Consider the following 12,939-nt stretch of genomic DNA (forward strand, 5'->3'; position numbering starts at 1 on the left):
TTTAAGAGCTACGGCGGCTCACTCCGCCGCCAGCCACTCCAGCACCGGAATCGTCGCGGGCAGCAGCGGCTCGACGCTTGCGGGCAGCGCCTGCCAGGCCAACGCCTGTCCTTCTCGGCCATGCGGCTCGCCGCTCCACTGCGTCACCTTGCAGAAGAAGAGGCGCACATAGGCGTGCGGGTAGTCGTGTTCGAGCGTATGCCACAGATGGCACGCTTTCACGTCGATACCCAGTTCCTCGTGCAGTTCGCGCGCCAGCGCCGCCTCGACCGTCTCGCCCTTCTCCAGCTTGCCGCCGGGAAACTCCCAGTAGCCCGCGTAGGGCTTGCCCTCGGGGCGTTGCGCCAGCAGATAGCGGCCGTCGGGCTGCACCATCACGCCCACGGCCACTTCCGTGACCGGACGCGTCTGCGCTTTGTCGCCGGTTGCCTCGCTCATGCCTCTTGCGCCTTCTTGCCCGACCAGTCGCGCGCGAACTGCCACGCCACGCGGCCCGAACGCGAACCGCGTTCCAGTGCCCAGATCAGCGCGTCGCCGCGCGCCGCCTCGACTTCGGCGTCATTGCAGCCGAAGTGACGCAGCCAGTGTCCGACGATCGTCAGATAGTCGTCCTGCTTGAACGGATAAAAGCTCACCCACAGACCGAAGCGTTCCGACAGCGAGATCTTCTCCTCCACCACCTCGCCCGGGTGAATCTCACCGTCGGGCATGTGCTTGTAGGACTCGTTGTCGCTCATGTACTCGGGCAGCAGATGGCGGCGATTCGAGGTCGCGTAGATCAGCACGTTGTCCGACTGCGCAGCCACCGAGCCATCGAGCGCCACCTTCAGCGCCTTATAGCCCGATTCGCCCTCCTCGAACGAGAGATCGTCGCAGAACACGACGAAGCGCTCGGGGCGCGTCGAGATCAGATCGACGATATCGCCGAGATCGTGGAGATCGTCCTTATCGACTTCGATCAGGCGCAGGCCGTCGTTCGCGTAGGCGTTCAGGCAGGCCTTGATCAGCGACGACTTGCCGGTGCCGCGCGCGCCCGTCAGCAGCACGTTGTTCGCGGGCTTCTTCTGCACGAACTGACGTGTGTTGCGGTCGATGAGGTCCTTCTGGCGATCGATGTTCTGCAAATCATCGAGCGCGATCGTCGAGATCGCCGGCACCGGTTGCAGGAAACCGCGGCCCTGGCGCTTGCGCCAGCGGAACGCGATCGCCGCACTCCAGTCGACTTCAGGCGTTGCCGGCGGCAGCACGGCTTCGAGTCGGCCGAGCAGCGCTTCGGCGCGGGTCAGAAACTGTTCGAGCTTGTCCATTGCGTCTTGCCGGGAAGAGTTCAGGAACGATAGTCGGCGTTGATGCTGACGTAGTCGTGCGACAGGTCGCAGGTCCAGACGAAGGCTTCGGCGTTGCCGCGGCCGAGCACCACGCGGATCAGGATCTCGCTTTCCTTCATCACGCGCTGGCCGTCTTCTTCCTTGTAGTCGGGGTTGCGGCCACCCGCCTTCGCGACGAGCACGTCATTCAGGTACAGGTCGATCTTGCCGACGTCGAGGTCCGTCACGCCCGCATAGCCGATCGCGGCCAGGATGCGGCCCAGGTTGGGGTCCGATGCGTAGAACGCGGTCTTCACGAGCGGCGAGTGGCCGATCGCGTAAGCGATCTGGCGGCATTCGGCGACATCCTTGCCGCCTTCGACCTGCACGGTCATGAACTTGGTTGCGCCTTCGCCGTCGCGCACGATCAGCTGCGAGAGCGTCTGCGCCACTTCCGTGACGGCGTCGCGCAGTGCGGCGTAGGCTGGCGAATCGATCGAGGTGATCGCGGGCAGGGTCGATTTGCCCGAGGCGATCAGGATGAACGAGTCGTTGGTCGAGGTATCGCCGTCGATCGTGATGCAGTTGAACGAGCGATCGGCCACGTACTTCACGAGTTCGTCGAGCACCGGCTGCGCAACGTTCGCGTCGAACGCGAGGAAGCCCAGCATGGTCGCCATGTTCGGCTTGATCATGCCCGCGCCCTTGCTGATGCCGGTGAGCGTGACGGTGTGGCCGTCGATCGTGACCTGGCGCGAAGCCGCCTTCGGCAACGTATCGGTGGTCATGATCGCCTGGGCGGCGTCGTACCAGTTGTTTTCCTTGCGGTTCGCCAGCGCGGCGGGCAGACCGGCCTTCAGACGGTCGACCGGCAGCGGCTCGAGAATCACGCCCGTCGAGAACGGCAGCACCTGCGAAGGCTCGATGCCCGCGAGACGTGCAAGTTCGTCGCAGGTTTCGCGCGTGTGCTTGAGACCCGGCTCGCCCGTGCCCGCGTTCGCGTTACCCGTGTTGATGACCAGCGCGCGAATGCCCTTGCCGCCTTCGCGCACGTTCGCGAGATGCTCGCGGCACACCGTGACCGGCGCAGCGCAGAAACGGTTGAGCGTGAACACGCCCGCGACGCTCGCGCCTTCATCGACGGAAATCACCAGCACGTCCTTGCGGTTGGGCTTGCGAATATGGGCTTCCGCCCAGCCGAGCGTCACGCCGGCGACCGGATGAAGTTGTGCGGGATCGATCGAAGGGAAATTGACAGCCATGATGGCGACCTGTCGAAAAGGCAATGCCGGCCGTGACGTCTGTCAGCCTGGCCGGCATTGGGGATTCAAAACGCAAGGCCCGCCATGGAGAGCGGGCCACCGGAATCGACGCGCAAGTGCGTCATGAAGCGCGCGGTGCGGGTATCGAAGTCCATCTGACGATACGCGCACCGTTGCGGTTCATCACGCGATCTTGCCGTGGCACTGCTTGTACTTCTTGCCGCTGCCGCACGGGCAGGGATCGTTGCGGCCGACCTTCGGCACGCCGTCGGCGTCGAGCGCCTCGTGGCTCATGGCCGCACCGACCATCGCTGCGGCCGCGTCGGCCACAGGCGCCGCTGCTGCGACCGGCGCCGCATCGGCACCCGTTTCCGCGAATTCGGCGTGACGGAATTCAACGTTCTCCAGATGGCCGCCCTGCTCTTCCATCTGTTCGGCGGCTTCTTCGAGTTGCTGCGGCGACTGGATCTGCACATTCATGACGATGCGCGTGACTTCCTGCTTCACGGCGTCGAGCATGGCGGCAAACAGTTCGAACGCTTCACGCTTGTATTCCTGCTTCGGATTCTTCTGCGCATAGCCGCGCAGATGGATACCCTGGCGCAGGTGATCGAGCGCGGCAAGGTGTTCGCGCCAGCTGCGGTCGAGCGTCTGCAGCATGACCGAGCGCTCGAACCCGCTGAACGATTCGCGGCCCACGAGCGCCACCTTCTGCTCATAGGCTTCGTCGGCGGCGGCGAGCACGGCTTCGAGGATTTCGTCCGCGCTGATCGACGACGACTCGTTGATCATTTCCTGGATCGCGAGATCGAGCTGCCATTCGTTGCGCAGCACTTCCTCGAGCTCGGGCACGTCCCACTGCTCTTCGATGCTGCCGGCCGGCACGAACTGACGCACGATGTCCGTGATCACGCCATGACGCATCGCGCCGATGGTTTCCGTGATGTCATGCGCTTCGAGCAGTTCGTTACGCTGCTGGTAGATCACCTTGCGCTGGTCGTTCGACACGTCGTCGTATTCGAGCAGCTGCTTGCGGATGTCGAAGTTGCGCGCTTCGACCTTGCGCTGCGCCGACTCGATCGAACGCGTGACGATGCCCGCCTCGATCGCCTCGCCTTCCGGCATCTTCAGGCGGTCCATGATGGCGCGCACGCGGTCGCCCGCGAAAATGCGCAGCAGCGGATCTTCGAGCGACAGATAGAAGCGCGACGAACCCGGATCGCCCTGACGGCCCGCACGGCCGCGAAGCTGGTTGTCGATACGGCGCGACTCGTGACGCTCGGTGCCGATGATGTGCAGACCGCCCGCGGCCTTCACCTGATCGTGCAGCGTCTGCCATTCGTCGTGCAGTTGCTGGATGCGGCGCGCCTTTTCGTCGGCGGGAATCGATTCGTCGGCTTCGATGAACGAGGCCTGCTTCTCGACGTTGCCGCCCAGCACGATGTCGGTACCGCGGCCCGCCATGTTGGTGGCGATGGTGACGCGCTTCGGACGGCCGGCTTCGGCGACGATGGCCGCTTCACGCCCGTGCTGCTTCGCGTTGAGCACGTCGTGCGGCAGACCCGCCTGCGTGAGCAGATGCGAGAGCACTTCCGAGTTCTCGATCGAGGTCGTACCGACCAGCACCGGCTGACCGCGCTCGTGGCAGTCGCGGATGTCGCGGATCACCGCGTCGTAGCGCTCCTTCGCGGTCTTGTAGATCTGATCCTGCTTGTCGATCCGCTTCGGAATACGGTTGGTCGGGATCACGACAGTTTCGAGGCCGTAGATCTCGTTGAACTCGTAGGCTTCCGTGTCCGCCGTACCCGTCATGCCCGAGAGCTTGGCGTACATGCGGAAGTAGTTCTGGAACGTGATCGAGGCGAGCGTCTGGTTCTCGCTCTGGATCTTGACGTGTTCCTTCGCTTCCACGGCCTGGTGCAGGCCGTCGGACCAACGGCGACCCGCCATCAGGCGGCCCGTGAATTCGTCGACGATCACGACTTCGCCGTTCTGCACCACGTAGTGCTGGTCCTTGAAGAACAGCGTGTGCGCGCGCAGTGCGGCGTACACGTGGTGCATCAGCGTGATGTTCTGCGGCGCGTAGAGGCTCTCGCCCTGGCCAATCAGGCCCCACTCGGCGAGCATGCGCTCGGCCTTTTCGTGGCCGGCTTCCGTCAGGAACACCTGGCGCGCCTTTTCGTCGAGCGTGTAGTCGCCCGGCTTTTCCACGCCCGTGCCGTCGGCCTTCTCTTCGCCGATCTGGCGCTCGAGCAGCGGCGGCAGCGCGTTCATGCGCACGTAGAGTTCGGTATGGTCTTCGGCCTGGCCCGAGATGATGAGCGGCGTACGCGCTTCGTCGATCAGGATCGAGTCCACTTCGTCGACCACGGCGAAGTTCAGCGCGCGCTGCACGCGAGCCTCGGTCTCGTAGACCATGTTGTCGCGCAGGTAGTCGAAGCCGAACTCGTTGTTCGTGCCGTAGGTGATGTCCGCACCGTAGGCTTCCTGCTTCATGCCATGGTCCATCTGCGACAGATTGATGCCGACGGACAGGCCGAGGAAGTTGTACAGACGCGCCATCCACTCGGCGTCGCGCTGGGCGAGGTAGTCGTTCACCGTCACCACGTGCACGCCACGGCCCGACAGGGCGTTCAGGTACACGGGCAGCGTGGCGACGAGCGTCTTGCCTTCGCCGGTGCGCATTTCGGCGATCTTGCCGTAGTGCAGCACCATGCCGCCGATCAGCTGAACGTCGAAGTGACGCATCTTCAGCACGCGCTTGCTGGCCTCACGGCAGACAGCGAACGCTTCGGGCAGCAGCTGGTCGAGCGACGTGCCGTTAGCGACGCGCTCGCGGAACTCAACGGTTTTGGCGCGCAGCTGTTCGTCGGTGTATTGCTCGATGGTCGGTTCGAGCGCGTTGATCGCCACGACCGTCTTCTGATATTGCTTGATCAGGCGCTGATTGCGGCTGCCAAAGATTTTCTGTAAGAAACCGGTGGTCATCGGATCGGTGTCTGCGTCGCGGCTTCGGCCAGGATTCCTGCGCGGCTCGTTGCAATCCATCTGGTTTGCATACGTTTTGCGCCACGCACCCGGATCGGAAGGACCTCGGCGGCTTAAGCCCAAATTGGTGGATTCGAATCGGGCATTTTAGCACGCACCCTGGGCACCGCCCGTGTCAGCACCATGATGGGTACAGCGTGAAACGCCCACGCTGACGCGCCTCGCGAGCCGCTCATGCAGCCCGTTTTCGAGCGGCATGACGAAAGCCTGGTGGTTCCGTAACGGAGCACAGCGCGTCGAGGTGAAACGGGGGCTGAAAAGCCGACGACATGCAGCCAGGACCCGCAAGCTACAATTCCATCATCGCCGCGCAGCCCGCGCGCACCTCTATTCGCCACATGAGCCGTTTTTCGCCGATTTCAAGGCCGGGAGCCGCCGCTGCGCCGCGCGCGCAACGCTCCACGCGCACGCTGGGCAAGGCCCGCGCGCCGCAGCCGCTCGTTGAAGTCCTGAGCCGCACCGACGCATTTGCGCCGCTGCGAGCCGGCGTCGAGCAGATCGCGGCGATCCAGCGCGACCTCAACGCGCTGCTGCCCGACTATCTCGCGGCCAGCATCGAACCAGGCTTCATCAAGGACGGCAAGCTCGCGCTCTTCGCGGCGCATAACGCGCTCGCGGCGCGTCTGCGGCATCTGGAGCCGCGCCTCGTGGCCGATCTTCAGGCGCGCGGCTGGGCGCTCGACGGCGTGCGCATCCGCGTGCGTCCGCAAGCCGTGAAGGAGCCGCCGCAGCCCAAGCAGGCACGTATGACGCCGGTGGGCGCCGCCGCCCTCGCCACCCTCAGCGAAAGCCTTCCGCCTTCGCCGCTACAGGAAGCGCTCGCGAAGATGGCGGCACGGCATCTGAAGCGGCGCTAAAAAGTCGCACCAAATGAAAAAGGGTGGCATGGCCACCCTTTTTCATTTTGTCTCACGCTTGATGCGGATCAGGCAAACGCCGTCTGCGCCTCGTAACCGAAGCCGCGCGGGGCCTTCTGCTTGTCGTCGAAGGTGACGATTTCATACGCATCTTCATGCGCCAGCAGCTCGCGCAGCAGCGCGTTGTTCAGCCCGTGCCCCGACTTGTACGCATCGTACGAAGCCAGCAGCGGATGGCCGACCACGTAGAGATCGCCGATCGCGTCGAGCATCTTGTGCTTCACGAACTCGTCGTCGTAACGCAGACCGTCGTTGTTGAGGATGCGGTACTCGTCGAGCACGATCGCGTTGTCCATGCTGCCGCCGCGTGCGAGGCCCAGCTCGCGCATCATTTCGACTTCATGCGCGAAGCCGAAGGTGCGGGCACGCGCGATCTCGCGCACGTACGACGTATTCGCGAAGTCGACTTCGAGCGCCTGACCGGTCTTGTCGACGGCCGGGTGACGGAAGTCGATGGTGAACTTGAGCTTGAAGCCGAAGAACGGATCGAGGCGTGCGAATTTGTCGCCATCGCGCACTTCGACGGTCTTCTTCACCTTGATGAACTTCTTGGGGGCGTTCTGCTCTTCGATGCCCGCCGACTGGATCAGGAACACAAACGACGATGCGCTGCCGTCCATGATCGGAATCTCTTCCGCGGTAACGTCGATATAGAGGTTGTCGATGCCAAGACCTGCGCACGCCGACATCAGGTGCTCGATCGTCGAGACGCGTGCGCCGTCCTTTTGCAGCACCGAGGCGAGGCGCGTGTCGCCAATCGCCATCGCCGACGCGGGGATGTCCACCGGGTTCGGCAAATCCACGCGCGAAAACACGATGCCCGTGTCCGGCGCCGCCGGGCGTAGCGTCAGATTGACTTTGCGGCCCGAGTGCAGGCCGATGCCAACCGTCTTCACGATCGATTTGATGGTTCGCTGCTTCAACATAGTGTTCTGCTCATTGAAAATCCCAATCGGGACTTTTTAACTCATAGCGGGAATTATACTCCAAGTATGGCAAGTCCGTCGTTGTCCCGGGCGTGACAATCTGTTTCCCGTTGTTACTCCACGGCGATGGACGACGGGCCGATGGCCGGAACGGAGGCGTTCCCGGCCATCGGCCCGCACGGCTGGTAGTAATAGCCCGTCACATTTGCCCTGCCGGCCCGTTGCATTGCGGCAACGCGAGCGCAGCAAAAGCGCTCATGTGGAGCTCAACGCGGCGAGTACGCTCGCTGCATCGCTGACTTCGAACTTGCCGGGCGCCTCGACATTCAGCGTCTTGACCACGCCGTCGTCGATCACCATGGCGTAGCGCTGGGACCGGATGCCCATGCCACGCCCCGACAAATCCTGCTCCAGACCGAGTGCACGGGTGAACGCCGCACTGCCGTCGGCCATCATGCGTACCTTGCCCGAGGTCCGCTGATCTCGCCCCCACGCGCCCATCACAAACGCGTCGTTGACGGATACGCACCAGATTTCGTCGATACCCGCCGCGCGCAGCGCGTCGTAGTGCTCGACATAACCCGGCACGTGTTTCGCGGAGCACGTGGGCGTGAACGCGCCCGGCAATCCGAAGATCACCACGCGTTTGCCCGCCGTCTGCTCGCGCACGCTGAAGCTGTTAGGCCCCAGCGTGCAGCCCGCGCGCTCGTCTTCGACAAATTCGAAGAGCGTGGCGTCGGGCAGCGTTTCACCCAGTTTGATCATCACTCGTCCTTCACATCGATGCGCAAAGCGCTTGAGTTCGCTGATGTTTGCTGATGAGTCACCAGCACGCCCGCCACCACGCGCGATATCGCGCCAAAGCCCACCCTGCCACCGGCGCATACGCCGTGCCGCGCGTCAAAACGCAGCGGGCACGCGTCCCTGCCGGGCATCCTCACGGATACGGCCTTGCGGGTCTTCCTCGCTCTCATCGCAACGTCATGCCGAACGCTCCGCCCGCGGACGGGCACGTTACCGCCGTGCCCGGCGCCGCAGCCAGAACTCGCTCGTCGCGCAGTCCGCTTGAAGCAGACCTTAGTCGGCCTGCTTGCGCAGGAACGCCGGGATGTCGTACGTATCGACGCCCTTTTCCTGCAGCGCCTGCACGTGCGAAGCCGCAGTGTCGCGCGACGTGCGCCAGACTGCCGGCGTGTCGAGCGCGCCGTAGTCGGCCGTTTGCGCCTGCTGCGGTGCGTAGGTGTGCTGAGCAGCGGCAACCGGATGGTTGTCCGTGCCCGTGCGCAGCAGCGTCATCGGCGCAGCCTGTTGGCGGGTCGAGGCCGCACGGCCCAGGCCCGTCGCCACGACCGTCACACGCAGCGCGTCGCCCATCGCGTCGTCATAGACCGCACCGAAGATCACCGTGGCGTCTTCCGCCGCGTAGCTCTTGATGGTGTTCATGACTTCACGCGTTTCCGACAGACGCAGCGAACGGCTCGACGTGATGTTGACCAGCACGCCGCGCGCGCCCGACAGATCGACGCCTTCGAGCAGCGGGCTCGCCACGGCCTGTTCCGCCGCGAGACGCGCGCGATCGACGCCGGCAACCGTCGCCGTGCCCATCATCGCCTTGCCCTGCTCGCCCATCACCGTCTTCACGTCTTCGAAGTCGACGTTCACCAGACCGTCGACGTTGATGATTTCGGCGATGCCTGCGACTGCGTTGTTCAGAACGTCGTCCGCGCACTGGAAGCACTTGTCCATCTCGGCGTCATCGCCCATCACGTCGAACAGCTTGTCGTTCAGAACGACGATCAGCGAGTCGACGTGATCCTCCAGTTGCTGCGAGCCGGCTTCCGCCACGCGCATGCGCTTGCCACCTTCGAATTCGAACGGCTTGCTCACGACACCGACCGTGAGAATGCCCATTTCCTTGGCGATCTGCGCGACCACGGGTGCTGCACCCGTACCCGTGCCGCCGCCCATGCCCGCGGTGATGAACACCATGTGCGCGCCGAGCAGCGAATCGGCGATACGCTCGCGCGCTTCTTCAGCCGCTGCGCGGCCCATTTCCGGCTTGGCGCCAGCGCCAAGACCCGTGTTGCCGAGCTGGATCACGGCCGATGCACGCGAACGCGACAGCGCCTGTGCGTCCGTGTTCATCACGATGAAGTCGACGCCCTGGACGCCGCGATTGATCATGTGCTGCACGGCATTGCCGCCAGCGCCACCTACGCCCACCACCTTGATGATGGTGCCGTTGGTTTCCGTTTCCAGCATCTGGAATTCCATGTTGCCTCCGTCAAGAAAAAGATTTCCGCTCCTCGGCCGTTATTCAGGAAAGAGTCGGGCAACCCTTTCCTGCGCGCTGGCCGCCGTCACCAGCGCTCATTCGGTCCCTGCGTTTACCCTTCGCGCCTGTCTTGCACCTGCAATGCGCGAGTCACTGCGTCAGAAGTTGCCGAGGAACCAGTCTTTCATGCGTGAAAAGACCTGGCCCATCGACCCCGACTGCACAGCGACCTTGCGGCCACGCATACGCTGCGCGCGGCCCTCGACGAGCAGGCCCATCGCCGTCGAATAGCGCGGATTGCGCACGACGTCGGCGAGACCGCCCGCGTACTCCGGCACGCCAATGCGCACCGGCTTGAGAAAGATGTCTTCGCCGAGCTCCACCATGCCCGGCATCATCGCGGCGCCGCCCGTCAGCACGACACCCGAACTGAGCAATTCCTCATAGCCCGACTCGCGCACCACCTGCTGCACGAGCGAGAACAACTCTTCCACGCGCGGCTCGATCACGGCCGCGAGCGCCTGGCGCGACAGCGTGCGCGGGCCGCGCTCGCCCAGCCCCGGCACTTCGATCATCTCGTCCGGATCGGCGAGCGCCTGCTTCGCGATGCCGTAGCTCACCTTGATGTCTTCGGCGTCGGGCGTGGGTGTACGCAGCGCCATCGCGATGTCGCTCGTCACCTGATCGCCCGCGATCGGAATCACGGCCGTGTGACGGATCGCGCCTTCGCTGAAGATCGCGATGTCGGTCGTGCCGCCGCCCACATCCACCAGCACCACGCCGAGTTCCTTCTCGTCGTCGGTGAGCACCGCCAGCGACGAAGCCAGCGGCTGCAAAATCAGGTCGTTCACTTCGAGGCCGCAGCGACGCACGCACTTCACGATGTTCTGCGCCGCGCTCACCGCGCCCGTGACGATGTGCACCTTCACTTCGAGGCGGATGCCGCTCATGCCGATCGGCTCGCGCACATCTTCCTGACCGTCGATGATGAATTCCTGCGTGAGGATATGCAGCACCTGCTGGTCGGTCGGAATGTTGATCGCCTTCGCGGTTTCGATCACGCGCGCCACATCGGTCTGCGTGACTTCCTTCTCCTTGATGGCGACCATGCCGCTGGAGTTGAAGCTGCGAATATGGCTGCCCGCGATGCCGGTGAACACATTAGTGATCTTGCAGTCGGCCATCAGTTCCGCTTCTTCGAGCGCACGCTGAATAGACTGCACCGTGGCCTCGATGTTCACCACCACGCCCTTCTTGAGACCTTTCGATTCGCTCTGGCCGAGGCCGATCACCTCGTAATGGCCATCCCCCTTCATTTCAGCGACGACGGCCACCACCTTCGACGTCCCGATGTCGAGGCTGACCAGCAGATCCTTATAGTCTTTACTCATATCGTGCTCGTTGCGTGTGATGTGCTGTTACTTCTTGCCCGGGCCTGGCGTGTCGCTGATGAAGCGCATGCCCGCCGCCCGAATCGCAAAACCGTTCGGATAGCGCAAGTCCGCATATTCGATGTCTTTCCCCCAACGTTGCGTGAGCGCCGACCACGCGGCGATGAGGCGATGCGAGCGTTCCGCCAGCGTGTCGGCGTTACGCTCGCGACCGAGTTCCACCTGCATGCCGTTCGACAACTTCACCGTCCATGCGTAGCGCGGCGTGAGCGTCACTTCGTCGGGCTCGAGGCCGAGCGGCGCGAACCACTTCACGAAGTCGCGATAGCGCGCGACCACTTCGGGCGCGGTGCCGTCCGGGCCGTCGAACGCGGGCAGGTCTTCGTCCAGCTCGCCCTGGTTGGCCGTGAAGAGCTCGCCATCGGTGCTCACGAGCTGATCGCTGCCCCACGTGCCAAGCGGCTTGTACTCTTCGAGCGACACCGCGAGCGCATTCGGCCAGACGCGGCGCACGCTCGCATGGCGCACCCACGGCATCTGCTCGAAGGCGGCGCGCGCCGTGTCCAGATCGACGGTGAAGAAGTTGCCCTTCAGGCGGCCCACCACGCTCGCGCGCACCGTAGGCGAGTTGATGTGCTCGGTGTCGCCCTCGATGCGGATTTCGCGCAGCGCGAAATTCGGCCGCTGCACCAGCCAGTAGCAGCCGGCCACCATGAGCGCGAGCACGAGCAGCACGTGCAACACGTTGGCGGCGAGGTTGAGCTGGCGTACGTTATTCCACATGTCGAGGTCGTCGGTTCAGTGCGCTATCGGCGAATCGGGTTCGTGCAACGGATTGGTCGGGGTGTTCAGGTTCAGTCTTTCAGCGTGAGCGCCAGCACGCGCACCACCAGGTCGCGATACTCGATGCCCACCGAGCGCGCGGCCTTCGGCGGCAGCGAGTGATCGGTCATGCCGGGCGCCGTGTTCACTTCGAGGAAGTACGGGTTGCCCGCGCCGTCCATCATGAAATCGGCGCGGCCCCAGTCGGTGCAGCCGAGCACGTCGAACGCGCGGCGCGCGAGCTTCTTCAGTTCTGCTTCCTTCTCCGGCGCGACGCCGCAGGGAATCAGGTACTGCGTCGTGTCGAGGATGTACTTCGCGTCGTAGTCGTAGAACTCGCCAGCCGGCACGATCTTGATGATCGGCAGATCGAGGTCGCCCGCCACGCACGCCGTGTATTCGCCGCCGCCTTCGATGCTCTTTTCCGCCAGCACGATCTTGTCGTGCTTCGCGGCTTCTTCGAGCGCCGGCACGAGTTCGGCTTCGGTCTTCACCTTGATGACGGCGACGCTCGAGCCTTCGCTCGCGGGCTTCACGAAGATCGGCAGGCCGAGCTTCGCGATGATGCCAGGCGCTGCGGCGGCATAGTCGTCGCCACGCAGGACAGCGACGAACGGCGGCGTCGGAATGCCGAGTTGTTGCCACACCAGCTTGCTGCGGAATTTGTCGAGGCCGAGCGCCGAACCCAGCACGCCCGTACCCGTGTAACGGATGCCGTAGAAGTCGAGCGCGCCCTGGATCTGGCCGTTCTCGCCATAGCCGCCATGCAGCGCGTTGAACGCGCGCACGAAGCCTTCGTCCTTGAGCGCCGACAGCGGCCGCACGGACGGATCGAACGCATGCGCGTCGATGCCCGCGCTCTGCAACGCCTGAAGAACGAGCGAGCCGGACTTGAGCGACACCTCGCGCTCGGCGGACACGCCGCCGAACAGGACCGCCACTTTGCCAAACTGCTTCGGATCGAATTTCGGATCGATGCTGCTCATGTCAC

At 64.1% G+C, this 12,939-nt stretch carries 11 protein-coding genes; 1 reads left to right on the forward strand and 10 read right to left on the reverse strand.

Going from position 1 to position 12,939, the window contains the following annotated elements; genetic code table 11:
• Nucleotides 1-18: 18 nt before the first annotated feature.
• From mutT to secA, 4 genes are all read right to left on the reverse strand, one after another.
• Entirely contained in the window at nt 19-438 is a 420-nt protein-coding gene (mutT, locus tag U5782_RS38465; protein WP_322049093.1) for an 8-oxo-dGTP diphosphatase MutT, read from the reverse strand.
• Nucleotides 435-1,307 (reverse strand): ATP-binding protein, encoded by an 873-nt coding sequence (locus U5782_RS38470; protein WP_322049094.1) that lies wholly within the window; start codon nt 1,305-1,307, stop codon nt 435-437. Before U5782_RS38470 ends, mutT begins: the two co-directional genes overlap by 4 nt.
• 20 nt (nt 1,308-1,327) lie before the next feature.
• Entirely contained in the window at nt 1,328-2,569 is a 1,242-nt protein-coding gene (argJ, locus tag U5782_RS38475) for a bifunctional glutamate N-acetyltransferase/amino-acid acetyltransferase ArgJ (RefSeq protein ID WP_322049095.1), read from the reverse strand.
• A gap of 183 nt (nt 2,570-2,752) precedes the next feature.
• Nucleotides 2,753-5,557 (reverse strand): preprotein translocase subunit SecA, encoded by a 2,805-nt coding sequence (gene secA / locus U5782_RS38480; RefSeq protein ID WP_322049096.1) that lies wholly within the window; start codon nt 5,555-5,557, stop codon nt 2,753-2,755.
• A gap of 398 nt (nt 5,558-5,955) precedes the next feature.
• Between secA and U5782_RS38485 the strand changes: the two genes are divergently transcribed.
• On the forward strand, nt 5,956-6,474 hold the full coding sequence (locus U5782_RS38485; RefSeq protein WP_322049119.1) for a DciA family protein: 519 nt from the start codon (nt 5,956-5,958) through the stop codon (nt 6,472-6,474).
• A 68-nt stretch (nt 6,475-6,542) separates the two neighbouring features.
• Here the strand turns inward: U5782_RS38485 and lpxC are convergent, their stop codons facing one another.
• The 6 genes from lpxC to U5782_RS38515 form a co-directional block, all read right to left on the reverse strand.
• On the reverse strand, nt 6,543-7,460 hold the full coding sequence (gene lpxC, locus U5782_RS38490) for a UDP-3-O-acyl-N-acetylglucosamine deacetylase (RefSeq protein WP_322049097.1): 918 nt from the start codon (nt 7,458-7,460) through the stop codon (nt 6,543-6,545).
• Nucleotides 7,461-7,715: 255 nt separating this feature from the next.
• Nucleotides 7,716-8,225, reverse strand: coding sequence for a peroxiredoxin (locus U5782_RS38495; RefSeq protein ID WP_322049098.1), 510 nt, complete (start codon nt 8,223-8,225; stop codon nt 7,716-7,718).
• 312 nt (nt 8,226-8,537) lie between these two features.
• On the reverse strand, nt 8,538-9,734 hold the full coding sequence (gene ftsZ, locus U5782_RS38500) for a cell division protein FtsZ (RefSeq protein ID WP_322049099.1): 1,197 nt from the start codon (nt 9,732-9,734) through the stop codon (nt 8,538-8,540).
• A gap of 159 nt (nt 9,735-9,893) precedes the next feature.
• Nucleotides 9,894-11,126, reverse strand: a complete 1,233-nt coding sequence (gene ftsA / locus U5782_RS38505) for a cell division protein FtsA (protein WP_322049100.1) — start codon at nt 11,124-11,126, stop codon at nt 9,894-9,896.
• Between the two features lie 27 nt (nt 11,127-11,153).
• Nucleotides 11,154-11,909 (reverse strand): cell division protein FtsQ/DivIB, encoded by a 756-nt coding sequence (locus U5782_RS38510; protein WP_322049101.1) that lies wholly within the window; start codon nt 11,907-11,909, stop codon nt 11,154-11,156.
• A 71-nt stretch (nt 11,910-11,980) separates the two neighbouring features.
• A complete protein-coding gene (locus tag U5782_RS38515; protein ID WP_322049102.1) occupies nt 11,981-12,934 on the reverse strand; it encodes a D-alanine--D-alanine ligase in 954 nt (317 codons plus the stop codon).
• Nucleotides 12,935-12,939 lie beyond the last annotated feature (5 nt).

The sequence above is a fragment of the Paraburkholderia sp. J67 genome, from assembly GCF_905220265.1.
Taxonomy (GTDB): domain Bacteria; phylum Pseudomonadota; class Gammaproteobacteria; order Burkholderiales; family Burkholderiaceae; genus Paraburkholderia.